The sequence below is a fragment of the Streptomyces sp. NPDC015131 genome, from assembly GCF_043079975.1.
Taxonomy (GTDB): domain Bacteria; phylum Actinomycetota; class Actinomycetes; order Streptomycetales; family Streptomycetaceae; genus Streptomyces.
The window spans coordinates 255805-272845 of sequence record NZ_JBIBVB010000006.1; the positions used below are offsets into that span (position 1 = coordinate 255805).

General features: G+C 75.0%; 17 protein-coding genes. 9 read left to right on the top strand and 8 right to left on the bottom strand.

All coding sequences use genetic code 11. The annotated features are described in order from the left end of the window. Positions 1-103: 103 nt before the first annotated feature. Together ACF08D_RS24430 and ACF08D_RS24435 are read left to right on the top strand one after the other, a co-directional pair. The gene (locus tag ACF08D_RS24430; protein WP_392225180.1) at positions 104-607 is read left to right on the top strand and encodes an ATP-binding protein; all 504 of its coding nucleotides are present in this window, start codon (positions 104-106) and stop codon (positions 605-607) included. Positions 608-1039: 432 nt separating this feature from the next. Then, positions 1040-2305 (top strand): MFS transporter, encoded by a 1266-nt coding sequence (locus ACF08D_RS24435; protein WP_392225181.1) that lies wholly within the window; start codon positions 1040-1042, stop codon positions 2303-2305. Here ACF08D_RS24435 and ACF08D_RS24440 read toward each other — a convergent pair. Beyond that, positions 2207-3238, bottom strand: a complete 1032-nt coding sequence (locus ACF08D_RS24440) for a GlxA family transcriptional regulator (RefSeq protein WP_392225182.1) — start codon at positions 3236-3238, stop codon at positions 2207-2209. The genes ACF08D_RS24435 and ACF08D_RS24440 overlap by 99 nt on opposite strands. A 71-nt stretch (positions 3239-3309) precedes the next feature. Here ACF08D_RS24440 and ACF08D_RS24445 point away from each other — a divergent pair, with 71 nt between their 5' ends. From ACF08D_RS24445 to ACF08D_RS24455, 3 genes are all read left to right on the top strand, one after another. Beyond that, a complete protein-coding gene (locus tag ACF08D_RS24445; RefSeq protein ID WP_392225184.1) occupies positions 3310-4620 on the top strand; it encodes an MFS transporter in 1311 nt (436 codons plus the stop codon). Between the two features lie 119 nt (positions 4621-4739). Beyond that, positions 4740-5624 carry a hypothetical protein gene (locus tag ACF08D_RS24450; protein WP_392225186.1) on the top strand — a complete coding sequence of 295 codons (885 nt, stop codon included), beginning with the start codon at positions 4740-4742 and terminating at the stop codon, positions 5622-5624. Between the two features lie 121 nt (positions 5625-5745). Continuing rightward, entirely contained in the window at positions 5746-7080 is a 1335-nt protein-coding gene (locus ACF08D_RS24455; RefSeq protein ID WP_392225188.1) for a hypothetical protein, read from the top strand. Positions 7081-7151: 71 nt separating this feature from the next. On the opposite strand, the gene ACF08D_RS24460 is transcribed toward ACF08D_RS24455, so the two are convergent. The 6 genes from ACF08D_RS24460 to ACF08D_RS24485 form a co-directional block, all read right to left on the bottom strand. After that, positions 7152-7697 carry a hypothetical protein gene (locus tag ACF08D_RS24460; RefSeq protein ID WP_392225190.1) on the bottom strand — a complete coding sequence of 182 codons (546 nt, stop codon included), beginning with the start codon at positions 7695-7697 and terminating at the stop codon, positions 7152-7154. A 78-nt stretch (positions 7698-7775) separates the two neighbouring features. Then, positions 7776-8201 carry a VOC family protein gene (locus ACF08D_RS24465; protein WP_392225192.1) on the bottom strand — a complete coding sequence of 142 codons (426 nt, stop codon included), beginning with the start codon at positions 8199-8201 and terminating at the stop codon, positions 7776-7778. A 32-nt stretch (positions 8202-8233) separates the two neighbouring features. Next, positions 8234-8908, bottom strand: a complete 675-nt coding sequence (locus ACF08D_RS24470) for a hypothetical protein (protein ID WP_392225194.1) — start codon at positions 8906-8908, stop codon at positions 8234-8236. A gap of 64 nt (positions 8909-8972) precedes the next feature. Then, positions 8973-9635 carry a GPP34 family phosphoprotein gene (locus ACF08D_RS24475; RefSeq protein WP_392225196.1) on the bottom strand — a complete coding sequence of 221 codons (663 nt, stop codon included), beginning with the start codon at positions 9633-9635 and terminating at the stop codon, positions 8973-8975. Positions 9636-9683: 48 nt separating this feature from the next. Then, complete coding sequence (locus ACF08D_RS24480) at positions 9684-10355, bottom strand: pyridoxal 5'-phosphate synthase (RefSeq protein WP_392225198.1); 672 nt, start codon at positions 10353-10355, stop codon at positions 9684-9686. 172 nt (positions 10356-10527) lie between these two features. Then, the gene (locus ACF08D_RS24485) at positions 10528-11175 is read right to left on the bottom strand and encodes a TetR family transcriptional regulator (protein WP_392225199.1); all 648 of its coding nucleotides are present in this window, start codon (positions 11173-11175) and stop codon (positions 10528-10530) included. Between the two features lie 353 nt (positions 11176-11528). Here ACF08D_RS24485 and ACF08D_RS24490 point away from each other — a divergent pair, with 353 nt between their 5' ends. After that, on the top strand, positions 11529-12311 hold the full coding sequence (locus ACF08D_RS24490; protein WP_392225201.1) for a VOC family protein: 783 nt from the start codon (positions 11529-11531) through the stop codon (positions 12309-12311). Positions 12312-12449: 138 nt separating this feature from the next. Continuing rightward, positions 12450-14867: a PQQ-binding-like beta-propeller repeat protein gene (locus tag ACF08D_RS24495; protein WP_392225203.1), complete on the top strand. Its 2418-nt coding sequence runs from the start codon at positions 12450-12452 to the stop codon at positions 14865-14867. A gap of 54 nt (positions 14868-14921) precedes the next feature. On the opposite strand, the gene ACF08D_RS24500 is transcribed toward ACF08D_RS24495, so the two are convergent. Beyond that, positions 14922-15632, bottom strand: a complete 711-nt coding sequence (locus ACF08D_RS24500; protein WP_392225205.1) for a hypothetical protein — start codon at positions 15630-15632, stop codon at positions 14922-14924. A 157-nt stretch (positions 15633-15789) separates the two neighbouring features. Here ACF08D_RS24500 and ACF08D_RS24505 point away from each other — a divergent pair, with 157 nt between their 5' ends. Next, a complete protein-coding gene (locus ACF08D_RS24505; protein WP_392225206.1) occupies positions 15790-16335 on the top strand; it encodes a hypothetical protein in 546 nt (181 codons plus the stop codon). Positions 16336-16644: 309 nt separating this feature from the next. Further along, positions 16645-16923 carry a hypothetical protein gene (locus ACF08D_RS24510; protein ID WP_392225208.1) on the top strand — a complete coding sequence of 93 codons (279 nt, stop codon included), beginning with the start codon at positions 16645-16647 and terminating at the stop codon, positions 16921-16923. The last annotated feature ends 118 nt before the right edge of the window (positions 16924-17041 follow it).

Below are 17041 nucleotides of genomic sequence, written 5' to 3' on the forward strand. Positions count from 1 at the left end.
ACCATGCTGTCCCACACGGAAATCACGTTCAGTGACGACTGTGAAGGCTGTGGTCGCTGTGAAACGCGAGGCGTTGTGTCCGCCGGTTCGGATGGTGTGAGCGGTGCAGGTGCTTCAGATGCAGTTGGAGATCGGTCCCGATCCGGCGGAGGTGGGCCGGGCCCGGAGATGGGCGCGCTCACGTCTCGCCGGGTCCGGGATAGGGGAGGACGAGCCGCTGGCGGAGACGCTGGTGCTGCTCATCTCGGAGCTCGTCACCAACGCCGTGGTGCACACCGGCTGTCCGGCCGTGCTGCGGATGCTTTTCGGCCCCGCGTCCGGCGGTGACGCCGGCTCCGGCGCCGGGCCGGCGGAGGCCGGGACGGTACGGGTCGAGGTCGCCGACACCAGTGCCTGCCCGCCGCGCCCCCGGCACGCCGACGGCGACGACACCAACGGGCGCGGCCTGGAGCTGGTCGACGGGCTCGCCGACCGCTGGGGCTGGCGCCACGAGGGCTCGGGCAAGAGCATCTGGTGCGAAGTGGACCGGGGCGCACCCGTGGTGAACGGGGTGGTGCGTGAGGCCCAGGGGTTCGCGCCGTCGTGCGCCGTCACCAATCGGGCATAAACGGCGTAGCCCCGAGGGGGTGTTGACGGCGGATGCCCCGCTGATCACCCTGGGAGCAGCGATTCGTGGCGAGGGGACGCCAAGGGCTTGACGCCCTTGGCGAGCGCGGGTCGTGGCTTCACGGCGGCTCTGTCAGGGCCCTCCCGCGAGGGTGAGCGCGCCGGAGCCGGGTGGCGGCCGCATGCCGGCCGCGTACGCGCGCATGAGTGCGCCGCCACCCAAGGAAACGCCGCCCCGGCGGTCGCCGATGCTCCGGTTCTCCCGCCGGTCGCCGAAGCCCCCCGCCGAGCTTGCCCGGTCGCTCACGCCCCCACCGCCCGCTCACGCCCGGTCGCTCCCGCCCAGTCGCCGGTGCCCAGTCGCCGGCGCCCGGCGATCACTGGCGTGAATTCCGGTGGACCGAGGGGGAGGGGGCGCGGCTACGGTCGGGGGATGCCCTACCGGAAGCTCCTGACCAGGCCCGTCCTGAGCTGGTGTCTCGTCGCCCTCGCCGCCCGTATGCCGGTGGCGATGGCGCCCCTCGCCCTGGTCTTCCTGGTGCGGGAGCGGCCCGGCGGCTACACCACCGGCGCCCTGCTCGCCGCCGTCTACGTCGTCGGCGAGATCCTCGGCGCCCCGCTCCTCGGCACCCGGCTGCGCCCCGACCGCGCCCGCCCGCAGCTGGCCGCCGGGCTCGCGGTCGGCGCCGCGTCGTTCACCGGCCTCTGGCTCGCCCACAGCGCCCCGCCCGCGGTGCTGGGCGCCCTGGCGTTCCTCGCGGGCGCCGCGCCGTCCGCCGCGCCCGGCGGGCTGCGCGCGGTGCTCACCGGCATGGTCCCGCCCGGCCAGGTCACCCCGGCGATGAGCCTGGAGTCGGTGCTGACGTCCGGGCTGTGGGCCGCCGCGCCCGCCCTGACCACCGGACTGGCCCTGGGCGCCGCCCCGTACGCGCCGATGCTCCTCGCGGCGGCGCTCATGGCCGCCGGCTGCGCCGGGCTGTGGGCGCTGCCCGCCGGGTGGCCGGCCGAGCGCGAACCGGCCGGGCGCGGCGGGGGAGCCTCCGGCGGCGTGCTGAGTGTCCTGGTGCGCGCCTGGCCGGTGTACGTGCTCGGCGCGGCGAGCCTCGCGATGCTGGCGCTCGCCGAGCTGATCCTGCCCGCGCTGCTGGAGCAGCGGCACATCGGGATCGGCTGGGCCGGGCTCCTGCTGGCCGGGTTCTCGCTGGGGTCGGCGGCCGGGGCGTTCCTGTACGGGCTGCGGTCGTGGCCGGGGAGGCCGGCCCGCCAGTGCCTGGTGATGCTGCCCGCCGTGTGCGGCTGCGGGGTGCTGGTCGCGGTGGCGCCCTGGACGTGGGCGATCGGCGCGGTGCTGGTGGTGGCGGGCGCGCTCCAGGCGGCGATCGGCCTGGCGCGCAACCTCCAGCTGCGGGCGGTTGTCCCGGCGGGCGCGCTGGCCGCCGCGTACTCGGTGAACTACGCGGCCGTGGGCGCCGGTTACGCGGCGAGCGGCGCCCTCGCGGGCGGGCTGCTGCGGGTGGTGGCGCCCTCCACGGCCATCCTGGCGGGGGTCGCGCTCACGCTGGTGCTCAGTGCCGTGGGGCTGGCGGGGGAGCGGCGGATGTCAGCCGCCCGGGTGTCCGGCACCGCCGTCGTCGCCGGGGGCGCCCGCCCGGAAGGTGCGGCGGTAGACGGTGGGCGGGACGCCGAGCGCGGCCTGTAGGTGCTGCCGCATCGACTGGGCGGTGCCGAACCCGGCGTCCCTGGCGACCCGGTCGACCGGGAGGTCCGTGGACTCCAGCAGGTGCCGGGCGCGCTCCACCCGCTGCCGCGTCAGCCACTGTCCGGGGCTGACGCCCACCTCCTCGCGGAACCGCCGGGTGAACGTCCGTACGCTCATGGACTCGCGGGCGGCCAGCTCCCGCAGCGGGATCGGTTCGTGGAGCCGCTCCAGCGCCCAGGCGCGGGCCCGGGTGGTGGTGGCGAACTGCGGGTCCGGCACCGGCCGCTGCACGAACTGCGCCTGACCGCCGTCCCGGTGGGGCGGCACGACCGTGCGGCGCGCCACCTCGTTGGCGACGGCCGACCCGTGGTCGCGGCGCACGATGTGCAGGCACAGGTCGATGCCGGCGGCGACCCCGGCGGAGGTCAGCACGTCGCCGTCGTCGACGAACAGCACGCCGGCGTCGACCCGTACCGAGGGGAACGTCCGCTGGAAGTGCTCGGCGGACGCCCAGTGGGTGGTGGCGGGCCGCCCGTCGAGGAGGCCGGCGGCGGCCAGGACGTACCCGCCGGTGCAGATCGCCACCAGCCGCGTACCGGGGCGGACATGAGCGAGCGCGGCGGCCAGCCCGGGCGTGAGCCGGCCCTCCTCGAAGACCGGGCCCAGTTCGTACGAGGCCGGGACGACGACCGTGTCGGCGGTGGCGAGCGCCTCGGGGCCGTGGGCGACCGCGATGTCGAAGTCGGCGTCGGTGGCGACCGTCCCCGCTGCCACGCCGCAGGTGACGATCTCGTACAGCGGGCGCCCGCCGGGGTCCTTGGCGCGGCCGAAGATGCGGTGCGGGATGCCCAGCTCGAAGGGGAGGCAGCCGGCGAGCGCGAGCACGACGACCCGGTGCGGCGCGGGCGGGGCGGACGGTGCGGAGGCGGCCATGGCCCGATCCTAGCGAAGGGTGTCATCCGGGCCACTGGTTCCGGCCCCGGGCCGTGACGAAGCTGTGTGACGTGACCCAGACAAGCCCCTCCGCCGCCCCCGAGGCCCCCCGCCCGCCCCGCGTCCGCGCGCCCCTCGTCCGTCCGCCGCGCCTCCACCGCGCCTGGTGGGTGGCGGCCGTCACCTTTGTGACGATCATCGGGGCGGCGGCCTTCGCGTCGCTGCCGGGGCTCCTCATCGAGCCGCTGCACACCGAGTTCGGGTGGTCGCGCGGGTCCATCGGCTTCGCCGTCTCCGTCAACCTCGCGCTGTACGGCCTGACGGCGCCGTTCGCCGCCGCCCTCATGGACCGGTTCGGCATCCGCCGCGTGGTGGCGGTGGCCCTGACGGTCATCTCCGCCGGGTCCGTGCTCACCGTGTGGATGACCGCGGCCTGGCAACTCGTCCTCTACTGGGGTGTCCTCGTCGGCCTCGGCAGCGGCTCCATGGCGCTCGCCTTCGCGGCCACCGTCACCAACCGGTGGTTCACCGCCCGGCGCGGCCTGGTCACCGGCGTCCTCACCGCCGCCGGGGCGTCCGGGCAACTGGTCTTCCTGCCGCTGCTGTCGTGGCTCGTCACGCACCACGGCTGGCGCCCGGCCGCCGTCACGGTCGCCCTGTCCGCCCTCGCCGTCGTCCCGTTCGTCTGGCTCCTCCTGCGTGACCACCCCGCCGACGTGGGGCTGCCGCCGTACGGCGCCGACACCCTCCTACCCAAGCCCGCCCCCGTCCCCGGCGCGGCCCGCCGCGCGGTCGCCGTTCTGCTGTCCGCCGCCCGCACCGGCCCGTTCTGGCTGCTCGCCGGCACCTTCGCCATCTGCGGCGCGTCCACCAACGGCCTGGTCAAGACCCACTTCGTGCCCGCCGCGCACGACCACGGCATGCCGATGACGGCCGCGGCCTCGCTCCTCGCGGTGATCGGCGTCTTCGACGTCGTCGGCACCATCGCCTCCGGCTGGTTCACCGACCGCTTCGAGGCCCGGCGGCTGCTCGCCGTCTACTACGCGCTGCGCGGGATCTCGCTGCTCTTCCTGCCGATGCTGCTGGCGCCGTCCGTGCACCCGCCGATGGTCTTCTTCATCGTCTTCTACGGCCTCGACTGGGTCGCCACGGTGCCGCCGACCATCGCCCTGTGCCGCGAGCACTACGGGGAGGACTCGGCGATCGTCTTCGGCTGGGTCCTCGCCTCCCACCAGGTCGGCGCAGCGGCCGTCGCCTTCGCGGGCGGCGTGGCGCGGGACGTCTTCGGCTCGTACGACGTCGTCTGGTACGCCTCGGGCGCCCTGTGCGCGGCGGCGGCCCTGATGGCGCTGGTCATCCGGCGGCGCCCGGCGGTGGCCTGAGGGACCCCGCCCGGTGCCCCTCCGGCGGCCGGGAGGAGGATGCCCGGGGGAGGGGTGATGCGCACACGACGTATCCGCGAAAGGCGTGGCGAGGGGCCCTGCCGGGGCGCCCGCCGGGGGTGTTCAACAGGTTCGGCGCGACGCTGCTGGTGTCGATGTCCGTGCTGTTCGTGGAGGCGGTGCTCGGCCTGCTGACGCTGATGATCGTCAGCGAGACGGAGGCGTCGCCGAGCGTGGGCCCCCATCCCCTGGGACTGGCGGTGATCGTGGTGGTCGGGGTGCCGCTCGGCGCGGTCCTCGGCTTCGTCCTCTCGGTGGCGGCGGTGATGCCGCTGGTCGTGCTCGGCTCCTGGCTGGGGCGGCGCTTCGGCGGTGGCCGGGACCGCTGGTGGTGGACGCCGGTGGCGGCGGGCGCGGTGGTGTGCGTCCCCGTGGCGGCCGTCGGGCTGCCCGCCGGGGCGGGCGTCGTGTCCATGGCGTGGACATGGCTGGCGCTCACGGCGGTCCTCGCGGTGCCGGCGCTCGCGGTGCGCCCGGTCGCCCTGCGCCCCGTGCAGGTCCATGGCGGGCGGGCGTTCGCGCGGGTGGCGCTGTACGGGACCGGGGCGGTCGTCGGGCTGTGCCTGCTGAGCTGGGCCGCGTTCGAGACGGGGCTGCTGCGCGAGTACCACCCGCCCCGGGTCTCCGAGGAGCGGCTCGCCGGCACCTGGACGGACGGCCGCGGCGGCACCCTGCGGCTCGCCGCGGACGGGACGGCGACCGCGACGGGCCTCGACCACCACACGTTCGACGACGACTTCGACGACGTGGTCGAGGAGTGCACCGGCTCCGGCACCTGGTCGTACGACGCGGGCGAGAGCGAGTGGAGCCAGACTGTGGCGGTCTCGGCCGGTGGCTGCTCCGAGAAGTGGGAGGTGGGCGGCACACCGGACCGGGTGACGCTCTACGTCTTCGTCGGCGACCCGGACTCGGGGGACCTGTACGAGCTGGGGCGGGCCGGCTGAGCACCCCTGACGGTCCGTCATGATTGCCCGTACAACCATCCGGTGGGCCCGGCGGTCGTTCCTGCGGCGGTGTGCGACACCGCCACCGGAACCCTCCACCACGAACCGGGAGAACCACCCGATGAGAACGTCCGTCAGCCGCGCCGTACGGCTCGGCGCGTGCGCGGCCACCGCCGCGCTCGTCACGGCCGGCCTGGCCACGCCCGCGTCCGCCGCGAGCGACACCCTCTGGATCCAGGCGCCGTCCGAGCTCACCGTCCTGGCGGCACCGGCCGGCGGGCCGAAGCCCGCGGCGACCACGCTGGCCCTCGGTCTGTACCACGACAACGAGCGCTACCGGGTCACCGACGGCCGTCTCACCGTGGACGTCTCCGGCCTCGCCGGGGTGGCCGACGTGACCTGGCCCGCGAACTGCGCCCCGGCCGGCACCACCGCGGTGTGCACCGTCCCCGAGATCCCCACGTCCGCCACCGACCAGGTCGTGCTCGGCCTTCACGCGGCGGACGGCGCGGCGGCCGGGGCGTCCGGCCGCGTCACGTACAGCGCCAAGGCCACCTCCAACGGCGGCGGGCTCACCGCGCCCGGGGGCTCCGAGACCGCGGTCACCATCGGCTCGGGCCCCGACCTCGTCCTGACCGGCCCCGCGCCGGTCGAGGGCGCGCGGCCCGGAAGCACGGTCCCGGTGCCCTTCACGGTCGTCAACCGGGGCAACGAGGCCGCCCAGGGCGTCCGCGTCACCCTGTACGCCACCCGGGGCCTCGACCTCGGCACGGTCGCCCCGCAGTGCACCGCCGCACCGGCCGGGGAGGGCCCGGTCGCGCCCGTCACCAAGGTGGACTGCGCGTTCCCCGACGTCGTGGCGCCCGGCGGCTCGTTCGCCCTGCCCGCGCCGCTGCGGGCCACCGTCGCCCGGTACGCGCTCAACGAGCGGGTGGACATCACCGTCGAGCCCGGTGACGGCGCCACCGACCTGGCGCCCGAGACCAACGGCGCGGTGGCGGCCGTCGCCGCCGTGAACACCGCCGACTTCGCCGTACGCGGCACCCGGGTGAGCGGCGCGGCGGGGGAGACCGTCACCGCCACGCTGACCTTCCGCAACCGCGGCCCCGCCTGGATCGCCAACCTCGGCTCCGGCGACCCGGTCGGCCTGGTCGACTTCGTGGTGCCCCAGGGCGCCACCGTCACCGGCGTCCCGGAGAACTGCTCCGGCCGCACCCTGTCCGGCGGCTGGTACGAGAACGGCCCGGCGGGCGCCCCGCGTTACGTCTGCAACCTCCCCATTTGGGTCGCCGAGAAGCAGACGGTGACGTTCCCCTTCCAGCTGCGCATCGACACCGCCGGCCCGCGCGCCACCGGAGCGATCACCCTGAAGCCCCCGTACGGCGCGGGCCCGCTCCCGTTCGACCCGAACACCGCGAACAACCAGGCGAACCTGGTCCTGACCCCCGCGGCCTGATCAGTCCGTCCACGGGCCCTGCCCCCGGCCCCGCACCGTGCGGGCCCCGGGGGCAGGGCCGCCCGGCGCGGTCACTCCAGTTCCTGCTGCTGCCAGGGGCGCGGCCAGTTGGCCGGTGGCGGCGGCGGGCCCGCGATACCGAGATCCCGCCGGGCGCGCGCGTAGAACTCGTCACGCGCCGCGCTCACCGCCTTCTCGGCGTCGACCCAGCCCGCCGGATCGCTCCTCAGCCCCCGCGCGTACAGCTCCACGTTCCAGACCGCCTCGTGCCAGGCACGTGCCGCGCCGATGGTCGCGGCGTCCCCCACGAGAAGGACCGACTCCCACTCGGCCGCCCGCCTCGACTCGGCCTCCGCCAGGAGCGTCAGCCCCTCCTCGGGCGGCAGCGGATCGGTGACGTTCTCGAACCCCCGCGCGGCGCTGATGCGTTGGGCGAGCCGTATCTGCGCCTTCAGCGTGTTGGCGTAGCTCGCGTACGTCTGGAAGCGCTGCGCGTCCCAGCGCTCCGCCCTCGCCCGCTGCCAGCGGCTCCGCTCCGTGAGGCTCGCCGCCAGGTAGGAGCCGACGGCTCCCACGACGACACCGATCAGTGCCGGAGCCTGGTCCCAGAACGCCATGCGTCCCCCCTCGTACGCGTCGGTGGTGATCCCCCGGGAAAGGGTTCACTCCCCGGGCGCCGCGCACAACCGGGACGCTCAGTCGACGCAGAACTCGTTGCCCTCGACGTCCCGCATGACGATGCACGAGTTGTGGCCGTCGTACAGCAGCTCCACGCGTTCCGCGCCGAGCGGGAGGAGGCGGGCGCACTCGGCCTCCAGGACGGCCAGGCGCTCCTCGCCGACCAGGCCGGTGCCGACCCGGACGTCGAGGTGCACCCGGTTCTTGGCCGTCTTGCCCTCGGGGACGCGCTGGAAGTAGAGGCGCGGGCCCACGCCGTCGGGGTCCGTGCAGGCGAACCACGAGCCCTGCTCCTCGGGCGGCTGGGAGCGGTCGTACTCCTCCCAGGTGGCGAACTCGTCCGGGACCGGGGCGACATATCCGAGGACCTCGCACCAGAAGCGGCCGACGCGCTCGGGTTCCGCGCAGTCGAAGGTGACTTGGAATTCCTTGACCTTGGGCATCGGCGCACCCTAACAGGGGCCCCGGCGCCCCTTCATCCGCATTCTCGCGCGGGGCACAGCTCGACGCGGCCGACCCCGGGGAGCGTCGCGATCTCCGCTCTCAGCGCGGCGCGGCGCTCCTCGGGGAAGTCCTCGGGGAAGCCGACCACCAGGTAGTGGGCGTCGCCCGAGGCCACCTCCGACACAGTGGTCGCGCCGAGCCGCCGGAGGCGGGTCTCGTGGGTGCCGAGACCGGCGTAGAAGGCGTCGGGCTCGGTGACCGCCCGGAAGGCCCGGGGTCCGGCGAGGGCCGGGCGGACGTGGAACTCCCAGGCGTACGAGCCCGAGCAGGCGAGGAAGGCCGCCAGCACCAGGGCGCCGGAGACGAGCATCACCGCGGCGGACCTCGGGCGGCTGCGGGGGTCGGCGAACGCGGCCAGCAGGAGCAGCACGGCGGCGGGCCAGAAGGCGAGCAGCCCGGCGTAGAGGCCGAGCAGGCCGACGGGCAGGAGCGGCAGCCCCACCGTCAGGGTGGCCCGGGTGAAGGCGGCCGGCCTGCGCGTGAGGAACAGCGGGATCGCCACCAGCGCCGCGAGCACCACGTGCAGCGGGTAGACGTAACTGTCGAGGAGCAGGGCCAGCGGCGGCACGGTGGCAACGGCGGCGCTCCACGCGAGGGCGCGCTGCCAGCCGTGCACCGCCGGGGCTCTCGCTCCCGTGGTCTCCATGAGCCGCCCCCGATGAGATTGAACGCGTTCAACTGAACGCGTTCAATCTATCCCACCGGGGCGCTCAGAGAATCACCGTGGTGGTCGTCACCACCGTGACCGCCACCATCGCGGCCTGCATGTTCCGGATGGCGTCGCGCACCCCCTGGCCCGCCCACTGGCCCTCGGCGATCTCCGCCATGCGCGGCTCCACCTGCTTGCGGGGTACGTCCGGGAAGGCGAGCCGGTGCAGCTTGGCCGCGTGCAGCAGAGCGACCAGCCCGCCGGTGCGGGCATCCGGCTCCGTACCCTTCAGCACCACGGACGCCAGCCGGTCCCGCAGCTCGCGCTCCACCGAACCGTCCGCCTCCGGGTAGCGGCGGACCGGGAAGAGCCCCAGGACCCGGCCGCGCTCCTCGGCGACCAGGCCCCGCTCGCAGAGGCGCTCCACCGTCGCGCCGACCGCCTTCGACTGGTCCTTGGTGAGCCAGTCGGTGACCTTCCGGGGGCTCTTGCGCCGGGTCCACTCCTCCAGCGCCGCGAGCCGGCCGTCCAGCAGCGGGTCGCCGGTGGGCTCCGTGCCGGCCACGGCCAGCCGCCCGTCGGTCACGCTCACCCGCCCGGCCACCGCCAGCTCCAGCAGGATGCCGCCCGCCACCGCCCAGCCGGCCGACGCACGGTCCTTCGCCGCCCCGGACTCGTCGTCCAGCGACAGCAGCGTGATCTCCTCGGCCAGCGTGACGTTCATGGAGAGGCCCCCTCGTTCGTGTCCGTACAGACGTGTGGACCGCCGAATCTACGGCCAGAGCAGCTCCCGTTCCCAGCCCCGCCCCGGCTCCGCCGCCCGCCGGTAGCGCAGCCGCACGTGCCGCCGCCGCGCGTCGCCCTGGAAGAACTCCGCCTCGTCGGCGTCGAGGGCGTACGCCGTCCAGGTCTCCGCGTCCGCGTCCGGCTCCGCGCCCGCCCGCGTCCACGCCGCCTCGCTCGCCGCCGCCAGCTCGCCCACCGAGCCGAGGACCTCGCTCTGCCGGCCCACCAGCGCGGCGGCCAGGGCGCCCGTCGAGCGGGCGTGCAGATCGGCGTACGCCTCCTCGGGCGTGCCGGACGACACCCGGCCCCGCAGCCGCACCTGGCGGCCCTGGACCGGCCAGTAGAAGTGGAGCGCAGCGTCCGGTACGGCGGCGAGCTGGCGGCCCTTGGCGCTGGTGGCGTGCGAGGCGAAGTGCCAGCCGCGCTCGTCGGCGCCGTGCAGCATCACCGTCCGCACATCGGGCCGCCCGTCGGCGTCGACCGTCGCCAGGGTCATGGTGTGCGGCTCGGCCTGCCCGGCCGCCGCCACCGCCAGGAACCACTCGTGGAACAGCGTCAGGGGGTCGGCGGGCGCGGTGTCCGGGTCGAAGGAGGGCAGCGCGGTGTCCCACACGCGCAGCGCCCGCAGGGTCTCGTCGAAGCGGTTCGTGGACGTCATGGGCCCATCATCCGGCCCGGGGGGAGGGAGCGGGGCGCGGACACCGGGGGCGGACGCCGGGCGCGGACACCGGGGCGGAGGGGCCGGGCAAACGGAACGCCGGCGGCGGCCGCCGGGAGGGGCCGCCGCCGGCGTGACAGGACGTACGGGGCGGATCGGGTGCGGGTGGGAGCTACTTCGCCGGCTTCCTGCCCGTGATGCCGAGGTGGACCAACAGGGCCAGGTTGGGCCGGAGTTCGCCCGCCTTGACGCCCCAGGTCTGGAAGCCCTTCTGGTGCGAGGCGACCGCCGCCAGCATGGCGACCAGGGAGCCCGCCATCGCCGCCGGATTGACGTCCTTGTCGACCTTGTTCCGGGACTGGAGTTCCTTCACGGCGTCCGTGAGGGAGTTGGTCACCGAGTTCAGGATCTTCATACGGATCTTGTAGAAGCGTTTGTCGCCCTCGGCGGCCCCCAGGTCGATCACCCGGAGAATGGCGTCGTTCTTGCGCCAGAAGTCGAGGAATCCCTCGACCAGTTCCTCCGAGGCCTGCCAGGCCGCCTTGCCCACCCAGGTGCGGCCGGAGACGAGTTCCGTCAACCCGGCGCCCTCCTTGGCCATTTCCTCCGCGATCTCCAGAACCGCGCCCTCGACATCGGGGAAGTACTGGTAGAACGTCGCCGGGGAAGTACCCGCCTTCCGGGCCACGTCGATCACTTTGACGTCCCGGTACGGCGAGGAGCTGAGCATCTCGCTGAGGCAGTCGAGCAGCTTCTGCCGCGTCGCCTGTCCGCGCCGACCGGCCACGCGGCCGTCGACGGTGCGTACTTGTCCTGTCATGCCGTCAGCTTACCGACGGGTGATCGGGGCGCGATTCGGCCGACTGCAAATGGGGTGACCCCCCTTAGTACCGCCCCGGACCGCTGGTCGTCCGGGTTCCCGCGCCCGCCCGCGTACGACACCTTTCGGCCACTTTCGCACCGCCGGAGGGGGCGGCGCCGACCCGATAGGCTTATGAACAGCCTGTGGAAAACATCGGTGGACAACCCATGGATCACCGGGCGCGCACCGGGCTTCCCTCCCCATTTACGGGCAATTGTTCGAATTCTTTCCCTGCGCCGGACGGCCCGCGCCATTAGCGTGATCGTGACGGGCAGCACACTCCCCGCCCGTGGACGGAAAGGGACAGGCCCATGGCCGCATTCACAGAGGGCACGCCCTGCTGGGCGGATGCGATGCTCCCCGACCTCGAGGCCGGCAAGCGTTTCTACGGCGAGCTCTTCGGCTGGACCTTCGACGAGAGCGGCGAGGAGTACGGGAACTACACCAACGCCTTCCACCAGGGAAAGCGCGTCGCCGGGCTCGCGCCCAAACGGGACGGGCGGATGCCCACCGTCTGGGGCGTGTACTTCGCCACCCCGGACGCCGCCGCCACCACCCGCCGCATCCAGGAGGCGGGCGGCCGGATCGTCATGAACCCCACCCCGATCGGCTCCTCCGGCACGATGGCCCAGGCGGTCGACCCGGGCGGCGCCGTCTTCGGGCTCTGGGAGCCCGGCGACCACACCGGCTTCGAGAAGCAGGGGGAGCCCGGCTCCTTCTGCTGGACCGAGGTCTACACCCGGGAGAAGGACGCCGTGGACGCCTTCTACGAGACCGTCTTCGGCTTCCAGGTGCGCGACCTCGACGACGCCTCCATCGACTTCCGCGTCTGGTCGCCGCCCGGCACCCAGCCCAGCGACGAGACGGCCGTCGGCGGACGCAGCGTCATAACGGACGCCTTCCCCGCCGAGATGCCCGCCCACTTCCTCACCTACTTCGCGGTCGAGGACTGCGACGACACCGCCGCCCTCGCCACCGGCCTGGGCGGCCGGGTCACCGAGGAGCCCTTCGACACCCCGTACGGCAGGATCGCCCTGATCGCCGACAACCAGGGCGCCGTCTTCGCCGTGCTGGCGGAGCCGAAGGCGGCCTGACGAGCGGCCCGGGGGTGTCCGGATCGGGGTGAGACACCCCGATCCGCCCCCGGGTTCGCCACCACCGCCCCGGACAGGAAGAATCAGAGGGCCATGGGGCCGTAATCTCATGGACCTGACGGGGAGGTGGGCAGGCAAGTGGAGCAGCTGACGCAGCACGACCCGAGACGGATCGGCCCGTTCGAGGTGCTGGGCCGGCTCGGTGCCGGCGGCATGGGCCTGGTCTATCTCGCGCGATCCGCGTCGGGGCGGCGCGTGGCGATCAAGACGGTACGGACCGAGCTCGCCGAGGACCAGCTGTTCCGCGTCCGCTTCACGCGCGAGGTGGAGGCAGCCCGCGCGGTGTCCGGCTTCTACACGGCCGCCGTCGTGGACGCCGACCCGCGCGCGGCGGTGCCGTGGCTGGCCACCGCCTACGTCCCGGCGCCCTCGCTCGAGGAGATAGTGAACGAGTGCGGGCCGCTCCCGGCCCAGGCCGTGCGCTGGCTGGCCGCCGGGATCGCCGAGGCCCTTCAGTCCATCCACGGCGCCGGTCTCGTCCACCGCGACCTGAAGCCCTCCAACGTGCTGGTCGTGGAGGACGGGCCGCGCGTCATCGACTTCGGCATCGCGTCCGGCGTCTCCAACACCCGGCTGACCATGACCAACGTCGCCGTGGGCACCCCCGCGTACATGTCCCCCGAGCAGGCGAAGGACTCGCGCAGCGTCACCGGTGCCAGCGACGTGTTCTCGCTGGGCTCCACCCTGGTGTTCGCCGCCACCGGCCACGCCCCGTACCACGGCGCGAACCCGGTGGAGACCGTCTTCATGCTGCTGCGCGAGGGCCCCGACCTGGAGGGCCTCCCGGACGAGCTGCGGCCCCTGATCGAGTCGTGCATGCAGACGGAGGCGGGTCTGCGCCCCTCGCCCGCCGACCTCCAGGCGCAGCTGGCCCCGCACCTCTTCTCCGGCAGCGACGACAGCGGTACGGCGTCGGCATGGCTGCCCTCCCGCGCCACGGCCATGATCGAGACCCGCCGGGGCGGGCGCCCCAGCGCGCCCCCGCCCCCGCCGGTCCCGCCCGCCCCGCCCCCGGGCCCCCCGCCCGCGCAGGCGCCCGGCCGGTCCGCGCAGGTGCCCGGCCCCGGTGGCGCGCGGCACCGGGACGGCGCCCCCGACCCGCGTACCGGGCAGGCCCCGGCGCCCGCCGCCCCGGTGCGGCTGGCCGGCGCCGCCGTGCCGATCGGCCCCGGGCCCCGGGTGGCCGACACCCGCGCCGCGTTCGCGGTGGACGCCGGGCCGGCCACCGGCTGGATCCGCCGCCCGGCCGGCGGCCCGCACGGCGCCGACCCCGCCCCCGCGCACCCGCCCCGGCCGGCGCCCCCGGCGAACCCGCCCGTCCCCGGACCGGCCGCCGCCCAGGAGGGCGCGGGCCCCGGGCACTGGCGGCCCTGGCGGTTCCGGATGTCCAACGACGTGTGGGGCACCCCGGTCGTCGCGGGCGACCTGCTGTACGTGACCTCCTTCGAGGTGCACGCCCTGGACGTCGGCACCGGCCGGCGCCAGTTCAAGACCCGGGACGTGGCCTGGTCCATGGCGGTGGCCGACGGGCGCATCCACGCCTCCGACGGCCCGTCGCTCTACGCGCTCGACGCCCTCGACGGCGGCGAGCGGTGGCGGACGCGCACCGACGCCTGGGTGTACTGCCTCACCGTGGACCGGGGCACCGTCGTCACCGGCACGCGCGGCGGCGGCGTACAGGCGTGGGAGGCGGCCAACGGGGCCCGGTTGTGGGAGCTGTCCGGCGCCCAGACGGACTTCGAGACGCCCGAGGGCGGCCCGGTGGTCCACGGCGACACCGTGTACGTGTGGCAGGACGCCCGGCTGCGGGCGCTGGACGCCCGGACGGGCACCGAGCGCTGGTCGTACCCGATCGGCGACGCCGCCTCCTGCGGGGGCGTCCCGCCGCGCGTCACGCCCGCCGAGGACGGCCACGTCTATGTGTCGGCCGGGACGCGGGTGCTGTCCGCCGACATCCGGTCCGGCCACGTCCGCTGGCACTTCGAGGCCCCGGCGGTCTTCCTCTCGCCGCCCGCCTTCGCCCCGGGGCCCGCGGTCACCGGCGGCGGGGTGTACCTCGCCGACCACCTCGGCACGGTGTACGCGCTCGACGCCACGACCGGCAAGGACCGCTGGCGCATCGCCACCGAGTCGCGCCAGTCGACCGAGCCGGTGCTCGTCGCGGACGGCAACGTCCATGTGGGCAGCGGCAGCGCGCTGTACACGCTGGACGCGGTGACCGGCACCCCGAAGTGGCGCTTCCCGGCCGGCGGGCCGGTCATCGGCGCCCCGGTCGTCGCGGACGGCCGCCTCCACTTCGGCTCCGCCGACCACGTCCTCTACACCCTGGACGCGAGCGGCGGCCAGCTGCGCTGGAAGCTCACCACGGGCGGCGAGATCACCGGCTCGCTGGTCGCCCGGGCGGGCGTGGTCTACGCGTGCAGCAAGGACCGCTGCGTGTACGCGCTGGACGCGGTGAAGGGCACGGCCACGGGCCGGGGCGGAGGACGCGGCTAGCGACGCCGGCGAGCTGTCCGCGGGGACCGTCCGCGGCCGGAACCGTCCGCGGGGCTAGAACCGTCCGCGGTGCGGGCCGGTGGGGCCGCCGGGGTCGTCCGGTCCGGGTCCCGGGTCCGGGCCGCGGCCGGGGGCCTCGGGGCCGTACCCGTGGCCCCCGCCCTCGTCGCCGGGGCGGCCGTAGGGGTCCTGGACCGGCGGGTACTCGGCCGTGGGCGCGTCGTCCGCGTAGGGGCGCTGCCCGTAGGGGTCGGGGTGGGCGGGCCCCGGCTGCGGCTCGTCCGCGTAGGGGTGCCGGTCGTAGGGCTCGCCGTAGGCGCCGTCCTCGTGCGGGCGCCGGTGGACGCCGTGGCGGGGGCGCCCGCTCATCACGGCGGCGGCCAGCAGCAGGAGCACCCCGCCGCCCGCCGCCATGGCGACGCCCAGACCGAGTCCCGAGCCGTCCGAGTCGACGCTCAGCCCGCCGGCGGCCTGGCCCTGGCGCACCATCCACAGGACGGTGAAGCCCAGTACGACCACCCCCGCGAGGGCGACCAGCAGACGGGAGCGCAGCACCAGTCCGACCAGCGTCACCAGCGCGGCGAAGACGAAGGGCAGCAGCAGGGACGTCCACAGGTCCGCCCGTGCGGCGCTGATGCCCTCGAACAGGTCGGCCACGCGGACGTCCCGCCCGTGACGGCCGTCGTACCAGGCACGGAAGGGGCTCCAGACGGCGGCCGCCGCTCCGACGAGAGCGAGGAACGCGCCGACGACGTTGCGGATCATCCTCGGCCTCCCTCGTTCTCCGGCTCTCGATCACGACGCTACGCCGCCCCGAGGGGCCCCGCCACACGGCGGGACGGAGGGCCTTCCCGCGCTGCTAGGGTGACGTGTGCCCGTCAAGATCGGGTTCTCGCACGCACACTTTCAACGGGGGTTGAACGTGAAACTTCGCCATGTCCGCGCCATCGCCGTGTTCGGCGTCGCCATGGTCGCGCTCACCGGCGCCCGGGGCTCCGGCGGCGGGTGCAGCAGCTCCGGCGGCAGCAGCCACAGCTCCGACTCCGGCTCCGGTACCTCGGGAGACGTCTCCACCGGCGGCTCCACCACCGGTTCCACCAGCGGCACCAGCGGCCACGACGACGACTCCGGCAGCGGCTCCGGCGGGGTGTCCGTGCCCGCCGGCTCCGGCTCCGGCGGCAAGGCCGTCCGTGACGTCCGGATCGACGCGTGCCGGATGGACGGCGCGGGCAAGAACCTCGCCGCCCGGATCACCGTCACCAACAGCGGCACGGTCGACTACACCTACAGCGTCACCGTGAAGTTCCGGGGCTCCGGGGCGATCTCGAAGTACGCCGACGTGACCGGGATGACCGTCCCGGCCGGCGCCTCCGAGCAGGGCGAGGCGACCGCCGCGTACACCGGCGGTGGCGACGGCAGCGAGTACACGGAGTGCGTGGTCTCCCGCGCCTCCAAGACCGCCCTCTGAGCGGCGCCCCCGCCGGAGAGCCGTCAGCGCCCCGCCCGGAGAGCGCCCCGCCACGGGGAGCGCCCTGCCGGGGAGCGCCTCGCCCAGGGAGCGCCCCGCCGGGAGGCGCCTCGCCCGGGGAGTGATTGAACAGCCCATGAATGGCGAGAAGACGCCGGGGGTGGAGCCCGCAGCCACCCGAACGGCAGAGATCCGGGCCCTTCGCCCTTCCGTTAGCCGGGTTATGACAGCGGCACTCGCGGCGGGGACACGTCCTCCCCTCCGCCGCGGCTGAGAGCCCGCTCCCCCGCCGACCGGAAGGGCCGACCCATGAACGGCATCACCTGGCTGATCCTGCTGTGTGCGTCGACGTGCTCGATGACCTCGCTGCTCGCCTCGTCCGCGCGGACCGGGATGTCCCGGCTCGACGCGCGGGAGCTGCACCGCCGCCTGCTGCTGATCCGGGTCCTGCGGAGCAACAGCTCGCAGCGGTTCGCGCTCCGGCCGCGCGGGCGGGAGGACGGCACGGACGCCCTCGACCCCACCGGCGACACCGGCACCGTCGAGTGGCATCCGCCCACGGGGCCACCGCACCCGGTGGAGAAATAGCCGCCCCGGCCGCCCGGGACATACGGGAAGGGTGCCGGACGCGGCACGGTCCGGCACCCTCATGGGCGGTGTCGCGGCGACGGCGGCTCCCCCTCCGCGCCGCCGCGACCGCCCCGTA

Bases quoted from the DNA above. Each gene is read 5' to 3' on its own strand.
- ACF08D_RS24435 (WP_392225181.1), top strand. From the start codon at position 1,040: ATGCCCTACCGGAAGCTCCTGACCAGGCCCGTCCTGAGCTGGTGTCTC.
- ACF08D_RS24440 (WP_392225182.1), bottom strand. From the start codon at position 3,238: ATGGCCGCCTCCGCACCGTCCGCCCCGCCCGCGCCGCACCGGGTCGTC.
- ACF08D_RS24455 (WP_392225188.1), top strand. From the start codon at position 5,746: ATGAGAACGTCCGTCAGCCGCGCCGTACGGCTCGGCGCGTGCGCGGCC.
- ACF08D_RS24460 (WP_392225190.1), bottom strand. From the start codon at position 7,697: ATGGCGTTCTGGGACCAGGCTCCGGCACTGATCGGTGTCGTCGTGGGA.
- ACF08D_RS24465 (WP_392225192.1), bottom strand. From the start codon at position 8,201: ATGCCCAAGGTCAAGGAATTCCAAGTCACCTTCGACTGCGCGGAACCC.
- ACF08D_RS24470 (WP_392225194.1), bottom strand. From the start codon at position 8,908: ATGGAGACCACGGGAGCGAGAGCCCCGGCGGTGCACGGCTGGCAGCGC.
- ACF08D_RS24475 (WP_392225196.1), bottom strand. From the start codon at position 9,635: ATGAACGTCACGCTGGCCGAGGAGATCACGCTGCTGTCGCTGGACGAC.
- ACF08D_RS24480 (WP_392225198.1), bottom strand. From the start codon at position 10,355: ATGACGTCCACGAACCGCTTCGACGAGACCCTGCGGGCGCTGCGCGTG.
- ACF08D_RS24485 (WP_392225199.1), bottom strand. From the start codon at position 11,175: ATGACAGGACAAGTACGCACCGTCGACGGCCGCGTGGCCGGTCGGCGC.
- ACF08D_RS24490 (WP_392225201.1), top strand. From the start codon at position 11,529: ATGGCCGCATTCACAGAGGGCACGCCCTGCTGGGCGGATGCGATGCTC.
- ACF08D_RS24500 (WP_392225205.1), bottom strand. From the start codon at position 15,632: ATGATCCGCAACGTCGTCGGCGCGTTCCTCGCTCTCGTCGGAGCGGCG.
- ACF08D_RS24510 (WP_392225208.1), top strand. From the start codon at position 16,645: ATGAACGGCATCACCTGGCTGATCCTGCTGTGTGCGTCGACGTGCTCG.